General features: G+C 54.0%; 20 protein-coding genes. All 20 read left to right on the top strand.

Annotation, left to right across the window (positions count from 1 at the left end; genetic code table 11):
- The first annotated feature begins 42 nt into the window (after positions 1-42).
- The 20 genes from alaS (at position 43) to JJE36_00335 (ending at position 20,787) form a co-directional block, all read left to right on the top strand.
- Complete coding sequence (gene alaS / locus JJE36_00430) at positions 43-2,685, top strand: alanine--tRNA ligase (protein MBK5210785.1); 2,643 nt, start codon at positions 43-45, stop codon at positions 2,683-2,685.
- A gap of 48 nt (positions 2,686-2,733) precedes the next feature.
- A complete protein-coding gene (gene ruvX, locus JJE36_00425; GenBank protein MBK5210784.1) occupies positions 2,734-3,195 on the top strand; it encodes a Holliday junction resolvase RuvX in 462 nt (153 codons plus the stop codon).
- Positions 3,196-3,198: 3 nt separating this feature from the next.
- Complete coding sequence (mltG, locus tag JJE36_00420; GenBank protein MBK5210783.1) at positions 3,199-4,284, top strand: endolytic transglycosylase MltG; 1,086 nt, start codon at positions 3,199-3,201, stop codon at positions 4,282-4,284.
- Positions 4,284-4,778: a YqeG family HAD IIIA-type phosphatase gene (locus JJE36_00415; GenBank protein MBK5210782.1), complete on the top strand. Its 495-nt coding sequence runs from the start codon at positions 4,284-4,286 to the stop codon at positions 4,776-4,778. Before mltG ends, JJE36_00415 begins: the two co-directional genes overlap by 1 nt.
- Before the next feature lie 3 nt (positions 4,779-4,781).
- Positions 4,782-5,681, top strand: coding sequence for a shikimate dehydrogenase (locus tag JJE36_00410; GenBank protein MBK5210781.1), 900 nt, complete (start codon positions 4,782-4,784; stop codon positions 5,679-5,681).
- Between the two features lie 5 nt (positions 5,682-5,686).
- Positions 5,687-6,229 (top strand): shikimate kinase, encoded by a 543-nt coding sequence (locus JJE36_00405; protein ID MBK5210780.1) that lies wholly within the window; start codon positions 5,687-5,689, stop codon positions 6,227-6,229.
- Positions 6,207-7,352: a 3-dehydroquinate synthase gene (aroB, locus tag JJE36_00400; GenBank protein MBK5210779.1), complete on the top strand. Its 1,146-nt coding sequence runs from the start codon at positions 6,207-6,209 to the stop codon at positions 7,350-7,352. The genes JJE36_00405 and aroB overlap by 23 nt, the downstream gene beginning before the upstream one ends.
- On the top strand, positions 7,349-7,783 hold the full coding sequence (locus JJE36_00395) for a 3-dehydroquinate dehydratase (GenBank protein ID MBK5210778.1): 435 nt from the start codon (positions 7,349-7,351) through the stop codon (positions 7,781-7,783). The genes aroB and JJE36_00395 overlap by 4 nt, the downstream gene beginning before the upstream one ends.
- Complete coding sequence (locus tag JJE36_00390; GenBank protein MBK5210777.1) at positions 7,783-8,874, top strand: aminopeptidase P family protein; 1,092 nt, start codon at positions 7,783-7,785, stop codon at positions 8,872-8,874. Before JJE36_00395 ends, JJE36_00390 begins: the two co-directional genes overlap by 1 nt.
- A gap of 50 nt (positions 8,875-8,924) precedes the next feature.
- A complete protein-coding gene (efp, locus tag JJE36_00385) occupies positions 8,925-9,485 on the top strand; it encodes an elongation factor P (GenBank protein ID MBK5210776.1) in 561 nt (186 codons plus the stop codon).
- A gap of 135 nt (positions 9,486-9,620) precedes the next feature.
- A complete protein-coding gene (gene accB / locus JJE36_00380) occupies positions 9,621-11,480 on the top strand; it encodes an acetyl-CoA carboxylase biotin carboxyl carrier protein (protein ID MBK5210775.1) in 1,860 nt (619 codons plus the stop codon).
- Positions 11,481-11,495: 15 nt separating this feature from the next.
- A complete protein-coding gene (gene accC, locus JJE36_00375) occupies positions 11,496-12,851 on the top strand; it encodes an acetyl-CoA carboxylase biotin carboxylase subunit (protein ID MBK5210774.1) in 1,356 nt (451 codons plus the stop codon).
- A gap of 32 nt (positions 12,852-12,883) precedes the next feature.
- Positions 12,884-13,216: an Asp23/Gls24 family envelope stress response protein gene (locus JJE36_00370; protein MBK5210773.1), complete on the top strand. Its 333-nt coding sequence runs from the start codon at positions 12,884-12,886 to the stop codon at positions 13,214-13,216.
- A gap of 195 nt (positions 13,217-13,411) precedes the next feature.
- On the top strand, positions 13,412-14,047 hold the full coding sequence (gene nusB / locus JJE36_00365; protein MBK5210772.1) for a transcription antitermination factor NusB: 636 nt from the start codon (positions 13,412-13,414) through the stop codon (positions 14,045-14,047).
- Positions 14,047-14,301 carry an exodeoxyribonuclease VII small subunit gene (gene xseB, locus JJE36_00360; GenBank protein MBK5210771.1) on the top strand — a complete coding sequence of 85 codons (255 nt, stop codon included), beginning with the start codon at positions 14,047-14,049 and terminating at the stop codon, positions 14,299-14,301. The genes nusB and xseB overlap by 1 nt, the downstream gene beginning before the upstream one ends.
- A 49-nt stretch (positions 14,302-14,350) precedes the next feature.
- Complete coding sequence (locus JJE36_00355; protein MBK5210770.1) at positions 14,351-16,192, top strand: 1-deoxy-D-xylulose-5-phosphate synthase; 1,842 nt, start codon at positions 14,351-14,353, stop codon at positions 16,190-16,192.
- 27 nt (positions 16,193-16,219) lie between these two features.
- Positions 16,220-17,032, top strand: a complete 813-nt coding sequence (locus tag JJE36_00350; protein ID MBK5210769.1) for a TlyA family RNA methyltransferase — start codon at positions 16,220-16,222, stop codon at positions 17,030-17,032.
- A 75-nt stretch (positions 17,033-17,107) separates the two neighbouring features.
- The gene (locus JJE36_00345; protein MBK5210768.1) at positions 17,108-17,965 is read left to right on the top strand and encodes an NAD(+)/NADH kinase; all 858 of its coding nucleotides are present in this window, start codon (positions 17,108-17,110) and stop codon (positions 17,963-17,965) included.
- A 12-nt stretch (positions 17,966-17,977) separates the two neighbouring features.
- On the top strand, positions 17,978-19,597 hold the full coding sequence (locus tag JJE36_00340; protein MBK5210767.1) for a DNA repair protein RecN: 1,620 nt from the start codon (positions 17,978-17,980) through the stop codon (positions 19,595-19,597).
- A gap of 62 nt (positions 19,598-19,659) precedes the next feature.
- Positions 19,660-20,787, top strand: coding sequence for a hypothetical protein (locus tag JJE36_00335; protein ID MBK5210766.1), 1,128 nt, complete (start codon positions 19,660-19,662; stop codon positions 20,785-20,787).
- Positions 20,788-20,810 lie beyond the last annotated feature (23 nt).

Raw genomic sequence — 20,810 nt, 5'->3', positions numbered from 1 at the left:
AAAGAGCATGGTTTTCGCTTGAAATAAGGAGCTTGATATTAGATGAAAACTGCAGAAATCAGAGAAAGTTTCTTGAACTTTTTCGCGAGCAAAGGATGCGTCCGTCGTCCGAGCTCATCTTTGATACCCGACGACCCTTCGCTGCTTTTGACGGCTGCCGGCATGGTTCAGTTCAAACCGGTTTTTCTCGGGGTGAAAAAGCTCCCGTTCACACGCGCGACGACGGTCCAAAAATGCGTTCGCACCACCGATATCGACATCATCGGGACGACGGGACGCCATCTTTCATTTTTCGAGATGCTCGGCAACTTCAGCTTCGGGGATTATTTCAAGCGCGAAGCCATTCGTTGGGCGTGGGAGTTTTCCATCGATGTCCTCAAGCTTGAAAAGGAACGTATCTGGGTGTCGATTTATACCGACGACGACGACGCTTATGACCTTTGGCTCGAGGAGACGGATATCAAACCCGAGCGGATAGTCCGACTCGGTGAAGAGGATAACTTTTGGGCCGCCGGTCCGACCGGACCTTGCGGACCGTGTTCCGAACTGTACTACGACCAAGGACCTGAGTTTTCTTGTGGGAAAGAAGACTGTGCGGTGGGGTGCGACTGCGACCGTTATCTCGAATATTGGAATCTCGTTTTCATGCAGTACGACAGAGACGAAGACGGCAACCTGACACCGCTTCCTCGGCAAAACATCGATACCGGCATGGGACTCGAGCGCATCGCCGCAATCTTACAGCATGCTCAATCGAACTACGATATCGATGAAATGCATGATTTGATAACTCTCGCCGAAGAAATAACCGGAGAGAAGTACGGTGTCGATGCCAAGACCGATGTGGCCCTTCGTATCATCGCCGACCATGCCCGTTCGGTCACCTTCATGATTGCCGACGGCATTCTGCCTTCAAACGAGGGCCGCGGGTATGTGCTTCGTCGTCTTTTGCGCCGTGCCGTTCGCTACGGCAAGCTGCTCGGAACGACCGAGCCGTTCATGACACGCATGTCGGATAAAGTCGTCGAACTCATGGGACAGGTATATCCCGAAATCGTCACGCACCACGATTTGGTCGAGAGCATCATCGGCTCCGAAGAGGAGCGTTTCGGCGCCACACTTCGTACGGGGCTGAGTTTTCTTCATGAGGAGCTTTCCGCGCTCAAAGAGGGAGAGGCTCTCAGCGGTCTCGCCGCATTCACGCTGCATGACACCTACGGGTTCCCCTTCGATCTGACGCTTGAAATCGCGCAAGAAGAGGGCGTCGCGGTCGACGAGGCCGGTTATACATCTGAAATGAAAAAGCAAAAAGATCGCGCGCGCTCGCACGTGAAGGACAATGTGTGGGGTACGTATGGCGGTGTGTATTCCGAAGTCCTCAAGAAAGGCGGCCCGACGATTTTTACCGGCTATGACCATGACGAGGACACCGGCAAAGTCATCGCCCTCATCCTCGACGGTAAAAGCGTCGAGCGCGCGCAGAGCGGCGATGTCGAGGTCATCTTGGACAAGACGCCGTTTTACGGAGAGCAGGGCGGACAGATCGGTGACACCGGTACCCTCAGAGTTCACGGAGCTCAAAAGGATTCGACGATCGGATCTCTGCAGGTAACCGACACGAAGATGAAGGAAAAAACGCTTCGTGTGCACATAGCGCACATCGAGGAGGGCGAAATCGCGGTCGGAGACAGTGTGACTGCACGCATCGATGTCTTGCGTCGGGAGCGCATTCGCCGCAACCATACGGCAACGCATCTGTTGCATTGGGCACTTCACAAAGTGGTGGGTTCGCATGCTTCGCAAGCCGGAAGCTTGGTCTCTTTCAATCGGTTGCGCTTCGACTTCACGCATTACGAAGCATTGTCGTCAGAACAACTCGATAAAATCGAGCGTCTCGTCAATGCGAAAATATTCGAGAATCATCCGGTACGCAACTACGAGACATCGCTCGATACCGCCAGAGAGAGCGGCGTGACGGCTCTTTTCGGTGAAAAATACGGTGATTTCGTTCGCGTACTCGAGGCGGGAAATTTCAGCAAAGAGTTGTGCGGAGGAACGCACATCGGAAGGACCTCTGAAATCGGTTTCTTCAAAATCGTCAGTGAGTCTTCGGTGGGCGCCAATTTACGTCGCATCGAGGCTGTGACGAGTTTCGATGCGTACAACTACTCGCTCGATCAGCAGGCTGAACTACGCGGGGCGGCTGCAGTGTTCAATACGCCGTGGCGCGACGTGTCGGAGAGGGCTGTGGCACTTACCGGGAAACTCAAAGAATTCGCGGCAGTCGCCAAACGCGGCGATGTCGAGCAGGCTTCCGAAGCGTTGGACTCGATTGTTGAGCATCCGCATGTCGTCAACGGATACAAGATCGTCGTCACCGAGCTCGAAGACATAACGGCTGCGCGATTGCGCCCGGGATGGGACATGATCCGTGTCCGCGGCATCGATGCGGCCTTCATCATCGGAACCGATGCAGAAACCGGCAAACCGGTCTTCATGGCGGCGGGTAACGATGCAGCCGTCACGCGCGGTTTCAACGCCGGGGCACTTGTCAAACACGTCGCCGGCATGCTCGACGGTCGCGGCGGAGGAAAGCCGACCATGGCACAAGGCGGCGGCGTGAACATCGAGAAGATCCCCGAAGTGCTCGCTTATGTTATCGGCGAAGTAAGTCGCGAAAGATAGGCGAAGACGGACGAGCCGATGAGAAGTTATAGAGGAGTTGGTTTCCCCTTGAGAATTCTTTCACTCGATATAGGCGATGTGCGTACGGGCGTTGCGATTTCAGATGCCGGGGGAACAGTAGCAAGTCCTCTGGATGTTCTTGAAACTCGAGAACTCCTCGCGAACGGGTCTTTGTTACAACGGGTTATTTGTGATTATGACGTCGAACATGTGGTAATCGGTTTGCCTCTGTCGTTAAATGGTGAGGAGGGGCCTCAAGCTCGTCATGTGCGTTCACTTGCAAAAAAACTTCTCGTCGGTTGCGGGTGGATTGAGCATAACGATGATATTTCGACCGATGAGCGAGTGAGTTTTTTCGATGAACGCTTTTCAAGCACCGAAGCAAAACGGGTCATGGCCGATTCGCGCTACACCTCAAAGCAGATGCGCGGCAGTCTCGATAAGATTGCAGCGGCGATTTTTTTACAGAGTTATCTGGAGCATCTTTCCCACGATGAGGAAAAGGACTGACGCATGACTGAGCACATAGCGAGAACTATGCGAAAAAAGAAAAATAAAAGTGCTCGAAGCGTTGCGCGCATTGCTCTTTTCGTGCTGTGCATCGCTGTTATAAGTGTCGTCGGTTCGACGTTGTTTTCTTCCGCGGGAAATACTTCCCAGAAAAAAGGAACGGTCGTATCCGTGGAAATCGCCAAAGGAAGTACCCCCATCGAGATTGCGCGCGTTCTTGTCCAAAAAGGTATCGTCTCAAATGCCACGATGTTTGAACTCCGGGCTCGATTGGGCAATGCCACAGGTTCCTTGAAAGCCGGGATGTACAAGCTCGAAGTGGGGCTCGGCTACGCCAAAACCATTAAAGCTCTCACGAGCGGGCCTTCGGACGATTATGTGCAAGTCACCATTCCCGAGGGGCTCACCGGCGCCCAAACTGCAGCGATAGTCGAGAAAAAAACAGGAATCTCTGCCGATAAGTTCACCGAGATTGCAAAAAACGGTGCGGCGACGTACAAGGCCGAATACCCTTTTCTCGAAGGAGCCTACCATGATTCTCTCGAGGGATTTCTTTTTCCCGATACGTACCGAGTCGGAAAAGACGCCACCGCCGACGATGTGATCACCATGATGTTGAAAAGGTTCGGGCAAGTATGGTCGAGCATCGGTGTCGCACAATCGCGCTCTGACGCCTATTCGGTGCCGCAACTCGTCACGATTGCATCTTTGGTCGAACGTGAAGCGAGCATCGAATCGGAACGGCCGTTGGTGGCGAGCGTCATCGACAATCGTCTCGCGTTCGGGCGACGACTTCAGTTTTGTTCGACGGTGCAATTCTTGCTTCCGGGCAAGGAAAAGTCGAAGCTGAGGCTGCTGAATGCCGATTTAGCCACCCCGAGTCCCTATAATACGTATCTACATAACGGGCTGCCCCCCGGACCCATAGCAAACCCGGGCAAGAATTCCCTCGAGGCTGCCGTGAAGCCCGCAAAAACGACGTATCTTTACTTCGTGCTGACAGGCAAAGACGGAAGCCAAACATTTGCAAGTACTCAGAATGAGTTTGTGGCTGCGAAAGCGAAATCGAAGGCGGTGTTCGGAAAATAATGGCCTTTCCTGATTTTTTCCTCGATTCGGTGTTGGCAATTGACTTGGAAGAGTTGAAAAAGCGAGGAATAGTTCACTTGCTGCTCGACTTGGACAATACATTGCTTCCACGCGATAGCGATGAGATTCCCCCAGAAATTAAAAAGTGGGCTCTTTCGCTGAAAGATGCAGGTTTCAAAGCTTGCATACTTTCGAATAATTGGCATAATCGCATCACCGAAGTGGCCGGCGATCTCGGATTAGAACTTGTGTCCAAAGCCGTCAAGCCATTGCCTCCGGCGTATTTTTTCGGAATGCGTAAAATGAATTCACGCAGCAAGAATACCGTGATGATCGGGGATCAGGTGTTCACCGATATCCTCGGTGCGTCCTGTTTGGGGATAACGACGGTTCTCGTATCGCCGTTAAGTTCGCATGACTTGAAACACACGCTGTTTTTACGAAAGTTTGAGAAATTAATTCTCGGCGATCGACACGCGGAAGCGAGTATGTGATTCGTGGTTGATTCTTCTCACACATATAAATTCGCCGTCATCGGAACGCCCATCACCCATTCGCTCTCTCCGGCGATGCACAATGCCGCGTTTGAAGCATGCGGCGCGCGTGCCGAGATGTTCGCATACGATCCGGCGGACGCGAACGGTTATCGTATGTGGTGCCGGCAGGTGCGCACGGCAGAGTCTCCGGGAGGCGTATGCGGTTTTTGCACGACGGTGCCCTACAAACTTCTGGCCCTTCAGGAATGTGCGCAGGTCAGCCAGCGCGCGCGCGCCATCGGAGCGGTGAATACGATAACTCGCACATCGCACGGAGAGCTCATGGGGGATAACACCGACGCCCCCGGTTTCGGTCGTGCACTGCAAAGCGGGCTCGACGATACCCTGGGCATTTCCATCAACGGCGCAAGCGTCGTTATTTTCGGTACGGGGGGTGTCGCCCGTGCGATCCTGTATGAGTTGATAGCGCGCAATGCAGAGGTTATCACCGTCGTTTCCCGTCGCATGGAGAATGCACGGCGTCTCATAGAAGAAGTGTGCCCTGCAGATTTTCAAAATGCGGGTAGGTGTCGCGCCGCCACCGGAATCGATGACACGATTGCCGATATTTTGATCAACGCGACTCCTCTGGGCTTGAATCCGGCGGATCGCTTGATCGTCGATGCGGAAAAAATCGCCGCTCACGGACGCTATCTGTTCGATGCGGTGTACCAGCCGAGTGCGACGACGCGTTTGGTTGCGGCGGCACGAGCAGCCGGCGTGCCCGCTCAGGACGGTCGGCTCATGCTCGTCGAGCAAGGAGTCATCGCGAGTTCCCTTTGGAATGATTTTTACGGCATATGGGGGGATCGAGGCACCCGAGATTCAGTGCGGAGCGCTATGATGTCTGTGGTGAGGTGAGATATATGTCGGTAAAACACATTGCGCTCATAGGTTTCATGGGAGCAGGCAAAACCACGTGCGGTAAGATTTTGGCGGAAAAACTCGGGCTTGATTTCATCGACACCGACGACTACGTGGAAAAAAGCGAAGGCATGTCGGTGGCCGAACTCTTCGAAAGACACAGCGAACGATATTTCCGCGATCTCGAAGCCGCGGCGCTTAGAGATGCATTGGCGCACGTCGAACCCCACGTCATCGCGTGCGGCGGTGGCATAGTCACCCTACCCGCCAATGTCGCCGCTCTTCAAAAGCGCGCTTTGATAGTCTCTCTTACGATGGAACCCGAACAGGCATTGGCACGTTTCGGCGATTTCGCCTCGCGGCCTTTGCTGGCCACCGCAAAATCGTCCGATGAAATTTTTTCTCTCATGAAAGCACGGGATATCCTGTATAAAGCGACTGCGGATTTCAGCATTTCCACCGATAGGCGCAGTGCCGTATCGGTTGTCGAGGCAATCATCGATCATCTTGAGGAGACTGCGCATGCCTGTGTACACGAGGACTGAACTAGACGACACGACTTTGCGGCTCGATATCGACTTGGGGGTCGCATCGTATCCGATATTTCTCGGAGAAAACGCACCGAGTCATTTCATACGACAGTTATCGGAGAACAATAAAACGCGTCGAGTCGCGATAATCGCCGATGAAACAACCGGCGAGTTGTTCGGGCTCCTCTATGAATCGATGCTCATCACCGCCGGATTCGAAGTCATCTCTTTGACGGTGGCAGCCGGTGAAGCGGTGAAAAATTGGCACACCGCGGGGCAAGTGCTCGAAGCGCTTGCGGAAAATCGCTTGGAGCGCACCGATATGGTTATATCGCTTGGAGGTGGAGTCGCATCCGATCTTGCCGGCTTTGTGGCGGCGGTTTATCAGCGGGGGGTGGAATTCGCCCAAATCTCCACGACGGTGCTCAGCATGGTGGATGCTTCGGTCGGTGGCAAAACCGGCGTCGATTTGGAGAGTGGGAAAAATCTCGCCGGTGCATTCAAGCAACCCGAGACAATTCTCATGGATATCGACACTTTGACGACTTTGCCCGGCGATGAATTTAAAAGCGGTCTTGCCGAAGTCGTGAAAACAGCACTTCTTTCCGGCGAAGAGTTTTGCGGGTGGCTCGAGGAAAACTCTGAAGCAATCATGCAACGCGACCAAAAGACACTCGTCGAGATGATCGCGCGTTGCATCGAGTTCAAAGCCGGGGTCGTTGCCTCCGATTGCCTCGATTTGGGAGCGCGAGAGTGCTTGAACTTCGGGCATACGTTGGGTCATGCTTTGGAAAAGCTGTACGGGTACGGGAAGATTTCACACGGTGCCGCAGTGGCGCAAGGAATGCGCTTCGCATCCCGTGTGAGCGTTCAGCTCGCGCAAGGATCGATGGAAACGGTTCGACGCACAGACGCGCTCCTCGAGATGTTCGACATATCACCGGTTGCAAGTCCGTCAAGACCTCTCGACATCAGAGAAGCCATGCACAGTGATAAAAAAGTGCGGAGCGGCGAGGTGCGAATGGTGCTCTTGTCGAAACCGGGAGAGTGGACGTGTCAAGCGGTGCCCGAAGATGTCTTGTATGACCACCTGCGTGCGTATGACGGCATGCCCGAGACGGCGAAAGAGACGAAATGACGAGCGATACGTACTTGATTCTGCATGGTCCGAATCTCAATTTGCTCGGCGAGCGCGAACCGACGGTTTACGGGACGCTCACGCAAGACGACATTTTGCATCGCGTCGCCGAAGTGAGCGGAAAAGATATCGAGCTCTTTCAGTCGAATCATGAGGGGACGCTCATCGATACGCTCCATGAGGCGCGCAATCGATATGCGGGCGTGCTCTTCAACCCGGGTGCCTATTCGCACTATTCATACGCGCTTTACGATGCCATACGCGCCATCGATGTTCCCGTCGTCGAAGTGCATTTAAGCGATATCACCGCCCGAGAAGAATTTCGTAAAATCAGCGTGACGGCTCCGGCCTGTATCGCGCAATATTATGGGATGGGTATCGAGGGCTATGAAAAAGGAATCATTCGTTTAATAGAGGAAGCGGGAGAGTAGTGAACTCAGAAAAACGTTTGGAAAATCTTCGCAAGAAGCTTAAGGTCGAGTCGGCGGACGGTATCGCCGTGATGCTTTCGAGCAATGTCGATTACATCACCGGATTCGATGGAATCCACGATGATGAAAACCCCCATGTCGCCCTCATCACCGCGAATGAGGCGATTTTTTATACCGACAGCCGCTATCGCGATGTATCGCAAGCTCAGGTCGCCGGGACCCCATGGAGCGTGCGTTGTTCGGGCGCGCCCGTGCTTGATGCCGTGGCAGATACCCTCTCCGAGCTCAAGTTGAACGCCGTTGCCGTCGAAGATGCGGTTCCGTATAAAATTTATCGTGAGTGTGAGGAAAAATTCGCTCCTTCCGCCGTCGTTGCGGCGAAAGGGTGGGTTGAAAAGATTCGTCACGAAAAAGACGAGAATGAAATCGAGCGCATTGCCGCCGCCCAGGCCATCGCCGATAAAGCGTTCGCTCACATATGCACTTTCATTGAACCGGGCGTGACGGAAAAAGAGATCGCCGTCGAACTCGAATATGCGATGGCCAAGTTCGGGGCCGATGCCCCGGGGTTTCTCACCATCGTGGCAAGCGGTGCAAACGGCGCGTTGCCGCACTGTGTGCCCGGCTCCAGGAAAGTGCAGGACGGCGATTTCATCACAATGGATTTCGGCGCCCAAGTCGGTGGTTATAAGTCGGATATGACGCGAACCGTCGCAATCGGACACGTCACCGATTTGCAACGCAAGGTGTATGAGACGGTTTTTTCCGCAAACGCAGCGAGCAATGCCGCCGTACGTGCCGGAGCGACCGGTGTGCACATCGATAAAGCCGGGCGCGATGTCATCGAAGAAGCCGGGTTCGGGGAGCATTTCGGTCACGGCACCGGACACGGAGTCGGGATCGATATTCACGAGGGCCCGAACGCATCACCGCGCTCGAAAGACGTGATGCAGGCAGGCGATATTCTCACAATCGAGCCGGGTATATATCTGCCCGGTCAGCTCGGTGTTAGAATAGAGGATATAGTCATCGTGCTCGAGACGGGTGAGAAAGTGTTGTCCACCTCCTCGAAAGAGCTCATCATCCTATAATTTCGATTCGATACGATTCGCATCGAGACCGCACTAGAAAGGGAATACCTGTGGCAGTTACCACCGCGAACTTCAAGAACGGCATGTGCATCATGTACGATGGAAAACGTTGGGTCATCGTGGAGTTTCAGCACGTCAAGCCGGGAAAGGGCGCCGCTTTCGTGCGCACGAAGCTCAAAGCGCTCGAGTCGGGGCGTGTTGTGGAATACACCTTCCGTGCAGGCGAAAAGTTCGACGATGTCCACATCGAAAACAAGAACATGCAGTATCTTTACAACGATGGTGAGACGTATTACTTCATGGACTCGACCACGTTCGATCAAGTCGAGTTGCAAAAGAGTTTCATCGGCGGACCCGCCCAATGGCTTCAGGAAAACGATGATGTTCAGATTATCACCGCCGACGGTGACTACATCGGTGTCGAGCCGCCCATGTTTGTGGAACTCGAAGTGACCGAGACCGAGCCGGGCTTTAAAGGCGATACGGTACAAGGTGGGGGCAAGCCGGCGACGCTCGAAACGGGCGCGGTCGTGCAGGTTCCCATGTTCATCAACGTCGGAGACAAGCTGAGAATCGACACGCGCGACGGGCGCTACGTCACGCGGGTGTAAAACGCACGACTTTCATATAGGATGACGCCCCCTTCGATGTTTTGATTTTGGAGGGGGCTTCTTGTACGGTCCCGTACGAATGGGATATACTTATAACTTCAGAATTTTGACAAATAAAGCTCATGAGGAGATGTTATGCGACCCGTGCACATTACCGATACAACTCTGCGAGACGCCCACCAGTCGCTTTGGGCAACTCGTATGGAAATTGGAGATATGCTTCCAATTTTGCCGAAGATGGATGAAGTCGGCTATTGGTCCTTGGAAGCATGGGGAGGCGCGACGTTTGACGCGTGTCTCAGATTTCTCGACGAAAACCCTTGGGAACGTCTTCGTACCATCAAGAAGCATTGTCCGAAAACTCCTCTTCAGATGCTCACGCGTGGCCAAAACCTGGTCGGCTATCACCATTATTCAGACGATATCGTAAACCGCTTCACGGCAGCATCGAAGCGTAACGGAATCGAAGTATTCCGTGTTTTCGATGCGCTCAATGACATCAGAAACATCGAATCGTCTGCTCGCGCCATCAAAGATTGTGGCGGGCATTTCGAAGGCGCCATCAGCTATACGATTTCGCCGGTTCACACCATCGATGCCTATCTCGAGTATGCGCAGCAACTCAAAGAACTCGGTGCCGACACCATTTGCTTAAAAGATATGGCAGGCATGCTCACACCGTTTCGTACCGAGCGCATGGTCGAAGCGCTCAACAAAGAAATCGGATTGCCCGTCCACCTCCATTGCCACTACATCGGCGGAATGGCTCCGATGAATTATCTGAAAGGTATCGAAGCCGGAGCTTCGATTGTGGATACGGCGGTCGTTTCTCTTGCATTCGGCAACAGCCAACCGGCCGTCGAGACCATCGTTGCCGCGCTTAAGGAAAGCGAATTCGATACCGGGCTCAATCTCGATTTACTCTTCGAGATAGCACACTATTGGGAGGGCGTCCGTTCGCGCAAGAACGTCAAGCGAGGCTTCACCTCATTGCTGTCGATGGAGGTGTTCTCGCATCAGGTCCCCGGTGGCATGATGTCAAACCTCGTAAGTCAACTCGAGCTGCAAAAAGCGCTCAGCAGACTCGACGATGTGCTCGCCGAAATTCCCCGTGTTCGTGCAGAGGTCGGTTATCCTCCGCTCGTGACTCCGATGTCGCAAATCGTCGGGACTCAGGCGGTGCTCAATATATTGACGGGCAAGCGCTGGTCGATTGTTCCTCAAGAGATGAAAGATTACTTCAGGGGTCTGTACGGTAAAGCGCCCGGCCCGATCAATCAAGACATTTACAAGCAAGTCCTCGGAAATGCCGTGCCTCTCGATGAGTCGACACGACCGGGTTCGTTGGTGACGGCGACCTTTGATGATTTCGCGGCAGAAATCGGCGACTTGGCGCGCAGTGAAGAGGACGTACTCATGTATGCGCTTTTCCCCAATGAGGCGCGTACGTATCTGGAAGCTCATAAAAAAGGTGCCGAAAGCGCCGTGTTCATGCTTGGCACAGAAGGCCAGGTCGTGCGAGAGGAAGACGCCGTGGATGTAGGACAAATCAGAGACCTTATTCGTACGCTTGAAACAAGCGAAGTATCCGAGGTCATCATCGAGGAGGGTGACACCAAGATCACTTTGCGCAAGCCGGATGCTCGAGGCGGCTTCGCACCGTCTTCGGCTCCGTCGAATGTGTCGGAGGCTGCGCACGTGCCGTTTTCCGATCAGGCGAACTCCGACATGCTCGAGAGCGCGGTCACACGACCGGCGACGTGGAAGACCGTCGCAGCTCCCATGGTGGGTACGTTTTATGCGACTCCTTCCGTCGGTGCGGATCCTTATTGTAAGGTCGGGGATAAAGTCGTGACCGGTCAGCCGCTCTGTATCGTCGAGGCGATGAAGCTCATGAATGAGATAGAGTGTCCGCAAGATGGAGTCATCACCGAGATAGCCGTCGAAAACGGCAATCCGGTCGAGTACGGCACGATACTTTTCTATTACGAATAGGACATAAAGGTATACATGTTTACAAAGATTCTCATTGCCAATAGAGGTGAAATTGCGGTTCGTGTCATCAGGGCTGCCCGAGAGCTCGGCGTGGAAACGGTTGCAGTTTACTCGGAAATCGATAAGGATGCGCTTCATGTGCAACTCGCCGACGAGGCGGTATGCGTCGGCCCGGCGTCATCTCTGAAGTCCTACCTCGTGCAGGGCAATATCATCATGGCGGCGCTCAACACCGGCGCTCAGGCCATCCATCCCGGTTACGGATTCTTGGCGGAAAATGCGGACTTCGATCGAGCCTGCTCTGAAGAGGGCATAAAATTCATCGGTCCGTCGGCTGCGGCAATCGACTCGATGGGGAACAAAGCCCAAGCGCGTCTTTCCGCAATCGCAGCGGGCGTTCCCGTCGTGCCCGGATCCGACGGTGTCGTCGAGACCGCCGAGGAAGCGCTCGTTTTTGCCGAGCAGGTCGGGTTTCCCGTGCTCGTGAAAGCATCGGCGGGCGGAGGCGGCAAAGGGATGCGCGTCGCAATCGATGCGCAGGATTTGAAAAAACAGTTCGTCGCCGCGCGTAACGAGGCTGCGGCGGCTTTCGGAAACGATGAAGTTTATATCGAAAAGTACTTGTTGCGTCCGCGCCATGTCGAAATTCAGATTCTGACGGATGCGCACGGAAACGCGCTCTATCTTTTCGAGCGCGATTGCTCCATCCAGCGTCGCCACCAAAAACTCCTCGAGGAAGCACCTTCACCGGCGCTCGATGAGGCTACGCGCAAACAAATGGGCGAGGCGGCCGTCGCTTTGGCACGCGCGGTGGATTACGAGGGCGCCGGAACGATAGAGTTTCTTTATGACACGGACGGTAAGTTTTACTTCATGGAGATGAATACGCGCGTTCAGGTCGAACATACGGTGAGTGAACAGATTTCAGGCGTCGATATCATAAAAGAGCAGATACGCGTCGCCGCAGGACTGCCTCTTTCCCTGACGCGCCAAGAAGACTTACGTATTTTGGCACACGCAATCGAGTTTCGAATAAACGCCGAAGACCCCTCACGCAATTTCGCACCGTGTCCGGGAACGATTTCACGATTGCGCGTTCCGGGGGGATTCGGTGTTCGCGTCGATACGCACGTGTATGCCGGCTATAAGATTCCACCGACCTATGATTCTTTGCTCGCGAAACTCATCGTATGGGGTGACTCTCGCGAAGAGGCGATTGCACGCGGAAAGCGGGCACTTTCAGAGTTCGTCATCGAGGGTGTGCCGACCACGATTCCCTTCCATCTGCGTGTTTTGGAAAACGATGCGTTCATTCAGGGTGAGGTTTATACGGATTTCATCGAAACTGAGTTGCCCGACGTATTGGGATAGTACAATAGATACGACCAGCGAAGGAGATTGACATGTCAGACATACTTAAACTCGAGGGGCTCACGGTCGCTCCGAACGTCATCAACACCATCGTTGCTTTGGCAACTGAAAAAGTCGAGGGAGTCGCGGCCATCCAGCAAAGTTCATCGCTTCGTAAATCGGTGAATTCTCGCAATATCGAGATTTCCACAAACGATGCCGGAGAGTTGGAAATCGGCATTCATGTTCAAGCATATTATGGGACGAAACTCAACGAGCTCGGTGCGGCCATTCAGGGCGCGGTTTGTGATGCCTTGGCCGTTCAGGTCGGCGTCAAGGCGGACAAAATCGACGTGTACATCGACTCTCTCGTTTTTGCCGAATAGATAGCAGACTTCATGACTTCAAATAGCAAGAGTGGCAAAGTACGGACCGAACTCAATCCGCGGATGCATTCACGTGTCTACGCACTTCGTCTGTTGTACCAACGCGAAATGACCGCGGTCACAATCAGTCATATGATGCAACACGGAACCTATGAAATCGACAACGATCGTATTGTGGAGTGCGAATGCGTCTATATGGATGAGTGCACTCCGCACGCTTATTTCGAAAAGTTCGGGCAGTGGCCTCTCGATTACGCGTGTCCTCATCTGGATTTGCAGCAGCAAGAACGCAAGGCGGCGTGTCGACGCGCCACGACATGCTCTTGTCGTCGTTATTACAAAGAGCATAAAGAGTGCCCGCCTGCGGGCTACCCCTATCAAGACGGTGACTCCACCGTCGACAGATGCCGTTGTCCGGAATACGAGACCTGTCGGTACCGAAAGTTTTATGATTCTTTCGCCAAAGCCCCGGATGACTATGCGATGAAAATCGCCTATGGGGTTGAGGAGAATATGCTCGAAATAGATCGCGTTCTTGAGGAAACCTCGAAGAACTGGTCTCTGATGCGCATGCCGATCGTTGACAGAAACATCTCACGCATCGCAGTCTGGGAGTTGCTCTACAACGAGGACATTCCGACCTCGGTGGCCATCAATGAGGCGGTTCGTCTCGCAAAAGAGTATGGTGGAGATGATTCATCGAAGTTCATCAACGGCGTACTCGGCAAAGTGGCGCGTGAGCGTGCCGATTTCGAACAAATCGAATCAGCTCTCGATAAACAGACGGATTCTTCCGGTGGACATGACGACGGCGAAGGGGATGATCAGTAGTGAGCGATGATCAATTTTCATATTCTCAGGCCAAGGGGCGTCTCGACGACATCGTCGTCGAAGTCAGAAAGAAAGACATTTCTCTCGAGAAGAGTCTCGATCTTCTCGAGGAGGGTGTGCGTCTTGCGAATCGCTGCACGGAGCTTATCGACCAAGCAGATTGGGATGCGCTCGTCGAGCCGGATCCCCCTGCGGCCGATGATCTCGACCTCGAAGAGGGATCGCAAGAATTGCAGGAACGACACAACGGATAACCGGCGTATGACTCAACGTATTTTAGATACCATTCAAAGTCCTTGTGACTTGAAAAAATTAGACAACGAGCAGATGCAAGTGCTGGCTGCCGAGATTCGTCACGAGCTTGTCGAGACGGTTTCGAAGACCGGCGGGCATCTGGCTCCCAATCTCGGCGTGGTGGAGTTGACGCTTGGGATAGAGCGCAGTCTCGACTGTCCGCGTGACGTCATCGCTTTCGATGTCGGTCACCAATCATATGTCCATAAACTTCTCACGGGACGCCGCGATGCATTCTGCACGTTGCGCACCTTGGGCGGAATGTCGGGATTTCCCAAGCGGAGCGAATCTCCATGCGACCTTTACGGTTCGGGGCATGCGAGTGACTCCATCTCGATTGCTCTGGGTTATGCACTTGCGCGCGATGCTCAAAATCAGAACAGCGAAGTCGTGGCCGTCATTGGTGACGGTTCTTTGACCGGAGGCATGGCCTGGGAGGCGCTCAATCATCTGGGGCATACCCAGACGCGGATGATTGTCGTACTCAATGACAACGAGATGTCCATATCCAAAAATGTTGGAGCGCTTGCAAGCTATCTCGGGCGCATTCGTTTGAGCAAACGCTACTGGGGGCTGCGCGAGTCGCTTCAGTCGAAATTGGAGTCGCAAGGGGCAATCGGACAGACGTTGCTTTCCGCCGGAAAAACGCTGAAAGATTCAGTGAAACAGCTGATGGTTCCCGGAATGCTCTTCGAAGAGATGGGTCTTCGCTATGTCGGACCCATCGACGGCCATGATATCGAACAAGTGCAGGCGGCAATCGAAAGCGCCAAAGGTTCCGACGGCCCGGTTCTCATCCATGCCGTAACGCAAAAAGGAAGAGGTTACGAGCCTGCGAGTTCCGAGCCCGAGAGGTTTCACGGAATCGGTCCCTTCAATCGCGAGACGGGTATCGTCGAACCTTCGACGGGTCCCCTCAAATATACGGAAGTGTTTTCGCAAGCACTCCTCAAGGAAGCCGCACGCAACCCTCGCATCCACGCCATAACGGCGGCGATGGCTCCCGGTACCGGGCTCAATGCTTTTTCCGAACGGTATCCGGAACGCTTCCACGATGTGGGAATCGCCGAGGAGCACGCGGTTGGTCTTGCGGCCGGGCTGGCCTTCGGCGGTCAACTCCCCGTCGTCGCAATCTATTCGACCTTTTTGCAACGGGCATACGATCAGATAATCGGCGATGTCGCTTTGCAGGGAGCGCATGTGGTGTTCGCAATCGATCGTGCGGGGTTTGTCGGTGACGACGGTCCGACGCACCACGGGCTCTACGACCTCTCTTTTTTGCGCTCGATTCCGACAATGAAAATCATGGCACCGCGCAACGAGGCAGATCTCGTCGACGCACTTCATACGGCGCTCGAAATCGAGGGACCCGTGGCGTTGCGCTATCCGAGAGGAGGCGGGATCGGAACCGCTCTTCCCGAGGTCGCCTCGGTATGGAGCGTCGGTTCTTCGCTCGAGCTTCGGACCGGTGAGGACGTCGCTTTCTTGGCAGTAGGTCGTATGGTTGAAAACGCCCTCGAAGCGGCGAAACTTCTCGAAGCAAATGGTATCAGTGCGACCGTCGTCGATATGCGGTGGGTGAAACCGCTCGACGAGGCTGCAATTCTTGCGGCGGTCGATAAGCACCGGTTGATTGTGACCGTGGAAGAAAACACCGTACGCGGGGGATTCGGCTCGGGTGTGCTCGAAGTTCTTTCCGATGAAAATGTGTTGTGTCCCGTCTTGCATCTCGGTACACCGGATGAATTTTGCGAATGCGGCTCGATGAAACAACTTATCGAGTTGGCGCATTTGGATCCTGCATCGATTGCCGAAAAGACAGCCGATCGCTTGGAACGTCTCGACGGCTGATCTTTAAAAGGAGCCACTTTGAATCATATGAGAGCCGATATGCGACTTGTCCAATCGGGGTTGTTCCCCGATGCGGAACGTGCCACCCGTGCCATTCTGGCCGGTGATGTCGCATTCGACACGGAATCGCACGAACGCGTGCAAAAGCCCGGTCAACCCGTGGCAATCGACGCGCGGTTTCTCGTGACGCAAACTAAGGATTATGTAAGTAGGGGTGGCAAAAAACTTAAGGGTGCACTTGATGATTTCGGCTATGATATTTCACATAAAAGGGTTATAGACGTCGGTTGCTCGACGGGAGGCTTCACCGATTGCGCATTGCAAGAAGGGGCGAGAAGCGTCTGCGCTCTCGATGTCGGTTACGGACAACTTGCGTGGAAATTACGAATCGATGATCGAGTCGATGTGCGCGAGCGCGAAAATATCCGTACCGTCGATTTGGAAGAAATCGGAGCTCCGTTCGACGTGGCGGTCGCCGACCTCTCGTTCATATCGTTGGATCGGGTTCTCGATCCCCTGCGACGGGCGATTGGAGACGACGGGGAGATGATAGTGCTCGTCAAACCCCAGTTCGAGGCGGAAAAGTGCGAGATAGGCGATAAAGGTGTCGTACATGATGCCGATACCCACATAAGAGTCTTGACCGATGCGGCACGAGAGTTCCTCCGATGCGACATGGACGTGGTAGATGTCACGTATTCGCCCATCACCGGTCCGCAAGGTAACATCGAGTTTTGGATTTGGGGCAAAGGTCGAGCGCCGGGCGGCGTGCATGCGGGCGGTGTGAACGAACGTCATATCGAAGATATCGTCATCGCAGCCCATGAGCGTTTAGGCTAAAATGAACATGACGGGAGCGTTGTGGTCGACCCGGTGAACGTGCATACGAAAGTGTCGGAAAGGAGTGCATCGGTAATGGGAAAAACAATCGTATTCATACCGAATGAGCACTTCGACCAAGCGCTTGCCGCTGCGGAGGCGCTGGCGAAGTATTGTGTCTCCCGGGGCGATTCTGTGTATGTCGCACGCTCTCACGGTGCCGAAAAACTCAATCTTCCCGTGTATGACAACTCCGTCCATGGACACCCCGATTTAATCGTCGCCCTCGGAGGGGACGGTACGATATTGCGAGCTGTGCGTGAAATGAAAGAAAATCTCGCTCCGCTTCTCGGCATCAAGTTTGGAAAACTCGGTTTTTTGACGGGAGCTACTTTTGAAAATGCTCCCGAGGCAATAGATGCGGCTCTTGCCGGTACCGCCAGTGTCGAGAAGCGTAATATGGTCCACATTCGGGCGTATGACGACAGTCGACTCATTTTCGCAGAAGATGCGCTCAACGAAGTCGTCATAGGACGAGGATCGGCCACTCCGGTGCTGACGGCGACGCTGAAAATAAACGGGCATAGGATTTACACATCGAGTGGCGACGGACTCATCGTGGCCACAGCGACGGGATCGACCGCCTATGCACTCTCGGCCGGCGGACCGCTCATGTCGCCTGATTACAGCGGACTCGTCGTCGTTCCCCTCGCTTCCCATACGCTCGTGCAGAGGGCTGTGGTAGCTGCACACACAGACCGCATTTCGGTGGAGTTTCCCGACAGTGCCCGCGCACGTGCCGAGATTATTCTCGACGGCGTGACGGTTCCGTTCGACGCGCCCCCGACATCGCTTTCCGCGGAAATCTCTGCAAATTACGTCGAAATCATAAAACTCGACAGTCGGCTGTTTTACGATACGGTCGCGCACGAGTTTTTCAGCGGGCAGCAATAGGAGGGGAGGGCCATGCTAGAGGAATTACATATCCGCGACGTGGCTCTCATAGAGGAAGCACGGTTGGAGTTCGGTCCGGGGTTGACTGTGTTGACAGGCGAAACGGGTGCTGGAAAAACGGTGCTCATCTCATCGCTCCAATTACTGATGGGACAGCGTGCGGACTTAGGGACAATCAGAAACGGCGCCGATTCTCTCAGAGTCGAGGGTCGCTTCATGTTCGATAATGAACTTCTCGTTTCGCGGTCGCTTTCATCGGCGGGGCGCAATACATGCAAAATCGACGGCGAGATGGCCACCGTTGCGAATTTGAGCTCGGCGTTGGGTCCACATATCGATTTGCACGGGCAGCATGATCATCAAGCTCTTTTGAGAAGTGCGACGCATCTTTCGATTCTCGATGCGTTCGCAGAGGAACGAACGGCTGTTCTTCTCGATGAATACCGAGAGGCTCAAAAGGCTCATGGAGCTGCCGTAGCGACCTACGACGAGCTGAAAAGTGCACTTGAGAACGATGAACGTGAGCTTGAAATGAGCAGGCTCGTCTCGGCGGAGCTCGAGCGTGTCGATCCGCAACCTCGTGAGGACGAGTTGCTGGAAAGACAAGTGCCCTCCTTGCAACATGCGCAAGAAATCGAAGAAGCGGCATCGCTTGCTTGGCAAGACTTGACAGGTGAGGACGGCGCAGCGGATTCGTTGGCGCGTGCCGCATCGGCGCTGGAGCGGGTTTTGGAGTACCAACCCGCTTTCAGGGAATATTATGATCAAATCAGCGCTCTCTCCATAGATGTATCCGAGCTCGCCGGTACCCTGCGCAGTTTTGTGGGGTCTCTCGACCGCGATTCCTCTCACCTGGATTCCTTGCTACTCAGATTGAGCGAAATCGAGTCTCTCGAAAAACGTTTCGGACCGACGCTCGATGTCGTTCTCGAGAAAAAACGCAACCTCGAGGAAAAGTTGAGCACGCTTGAGCGGTCCGATGAAGTCATCGAAGAAGCGCTGGAACAGAAAAACACGTGCGAGCGCCGTTATCGCAAAGCTGCGACGGAGTTGAGCTCGGCTCGTCACGAAGCGGCTGCCCGTTTCGTTCATGCGTTGCAGGAATCGATTGCCGGTCTTGCGTTGGAGCATGCGAGATTTGAAATCGAATTCAAGGATTTGGAATTCGAACAATGGACACCCGTATCGAGTGAACATGTCGAGATTTTGTACAGCCCCGTTTCCGACGGTGCTTTTCGTCCTTTGGCAAAAATTGCTTCTGGCGGAGAGATGTCGCGTGTGATGTTGGGTTTGAAGAGCGTCATCGGGAAAAAAGACAGGGCCCAAATCCTCGTTTTCGACGAAATCGATGCCGGAATCGGCGGTGTCACGGCATTTGCCGTCGGTCAACGTTTGAGGGAACTCTCAAAGACTCATCAAGTCATCGTCGTGACGCATTTGGCACAAGTTGCCGTCATGGCGGATGCGCATTATGTGGTTCGGAAGACGGAGCAAGACTCGAAATCGACCACCGCAGTCGTTGCGGTCAAAGGTACGCAGCGCGTCCGAGAAGTGGCGCGCCTCCTTTCGGGGGAAGACACCGATATCGCGTGTGCGCATGCGGTGGAGTTGCTCGAGTCGGTAGGAAGATAAATTGCACGTGTTAAAATTGAACGGTTGCAGCAATTTCAGTTATCTTACGGGAAGGTGCGCTCATGCGCTATGAGGGTATCGCTAAGCTCGACAAGCGAACCAAAGATTTGGTCAAACGGCTCGATGCTTCAGACATTGCGATCATCGATCACGAAGATATGGATCGTGTGAGCGCCGAGACGCTTTTAGAGAGCGGTGTCGAGGTCGTCATCAATGCGGCCACCTCCATTTCGGGCGCATATCCCAACATCGGCCCCCTTATTTTAGCTCGTGGTGGCGTTGTGATAATTGACAATACGGGCAAAGAAATTTTCGATGCCATCAAAGAGAATGACGAAATCGTCGTCGACGGCAACGACGTACTTCTCAAAGGGCGCGTCGTCGCGACGGGGACGCATTTGTCGGTGGCATCAATCGAGGCGGCGCTTGAAGCATCGAAAGACAACATCGGTGTACAGCTCGACAGATTCGCCCGCAACACCATAGAGTACTTGGAAAAAGAAAAAGACATTCTGACCAACGATATGTGGACTCCCGATATACAGACGACCATGTATGGGCGTCACGTACTGGTGGTCGTCCGAGGATATGATTTCAAAGAAGATATCGAGACGCTTAAACCTTATATTCGTGAAATGAAGCCGGTACTTATCGGGGTGGACGGCGGCGCCGACGCGATTATCGAAGCCGGGTTTAAACCCGACATCATAATCGGAGATATGGACTCTGTCACCGATAAGGCGTTGACGAGCGGTGCCGAATTGGTGGTGCACGCTTATGTCGACGGCAATGCTCCCGGTCTTGAACGACTGGAGAAGCTCGGTGTGGGCGCCAGGACGCTGGTGTGGCCGTTGGCGGCGACCAGCGAGGATCTCGCACTTTTGCTCGCATGGGAGAACGGAGCCGACCTTATCGTCGCCGTGGGGACGCACGCCAATCTCGTCGAATATCTGGATAAGGGGCGCAAAGGGATGGCATCTTCTTTCCTCGTGCGTCTTAAGGTCGGTCCGAAACTCGTGGATGCAAAAGGTGTGAACAAGCTGTATCGTTCCACCGTGTCGGCGGGGTATCTGATGGTACTCGTCGTCGCAGCCCTCGTGGTCGTCGTCGTCCTGGTGTTCTTGTCTCCACTGATTCGCTCCGATTTTTCATTATTGGTCGTACGCATTAGACTGTTACTCGGCATATAAAAGGCTTTTGAGGAGAATATTTC

Source organism: Coriobacteriia bacterium, from assembly GCA_016649875.1.
Taxonomy (GTDB): Bacteria; Actinomycetota; Coriobacteriia; order WRKU01; family JAENWW01; genus JAENWW01.
The sequence above is the reverse complement of the archived record's forward strand: the minus strand, read 5'-3'. Positions and strand labels throughout refer to the sequence as shown.

Excerpts from the sequence above, each read along its gene's own strand:
- alaS (MBK5210785.1), top strand. The coding sequence starts at position 43 with ATGAAAACTGCAGAAATCAGAGAAAGTTTCTTGAACTTTTTCGCGAGC.
- mltG (MBK5210783.1), top strand. The coding sequence starts at position 3,199 with ATGACTGAGCACATAGCGAGAACTATGCGAAAAAAGAAAAATAAAAGT.
- JJE36_00415 (MBK5210782.1), top strand. The coding sequence starts at position 4,284 with ATGGCCTTTCCTGATTTTTTCCTCGATTCGGTGTTGGCAATTGACTTG.
- JJE36_00405 (MBK5210780.1), top strand. The coding sequence starts at position 5,687 with ATGTCGGTAAAACACATTGCGCTCATAGGTTTCATGGGAGCAGGCAAA.
- aroB (MBK5210779.1), top strand. The coding sequence starts at position 6,207 with ATGCCTGTGTACACGAGGACTGAACTAGACGACACGACTTTGCGGCTC.
- JJE36_00395 (MBK5210778.1), top strand. The coding sequence starts at position 7,349 with ATGACGAGCGATACGTACTTGATTCTGCATGGTCCGAATCTCAATTTG.
- accB (MBK5210775.1), top strand. The coding sequence starts at position 9,621 with ATGCGACCCGTGCACATTACCGATACAACTCTGCGAGACGCCCACCAG.
- accC (MBK5210774.1), top strand. The coding sequence starts at position 11,496 with ATGTTTACAAAGATTCTCATTGCCAATAGAGGTGAAATTGCGGTTCGT.
- JJE36_00370 (MBK5210773.1), top strand. The coding sequence starts at position 12,884 with ATGTCAGACATACTTAAACTCGAGGGGCTCACGGTCGCTCCGAACGTC.
- nusB (MBK5210772.1), top strand. The coding sequence starts at position 13,412 with ATGGATGAGTGCACTCCGCACGCTTATTTCGAAAAGTTCGGGCAGTGG.
- JJE36_00350 (MBK5210769.1), top strand. The coding sequence starts at position 16,220 with ATGAGAGCCGATATGCGACTTGTCCAATCGGGGTTGTTCCCCGATGCG.
- JJE36_00345 (MBK5210768.1), top strand. The coding sequence starts at position 17,108 with ATGGGAAAAACAATCGTATTCATACCGAATGAGCACTTCGACCAAGCG.
- JJE36_00340 (MBK5210767.1), top strand. The coding sequence starts at position 17,978 with ATGCTAGAGGAATTACATATCCGCGACGTGGCTCTCATAGAGGAAGCA.
- JJE36_00335 (MBK5210766.1), top strand. The coding sequence starts at position 19,660 with ATGCGCTATGAGGGTATCGCTAAGCTCGACAAGCGAACCAAAGATTTG.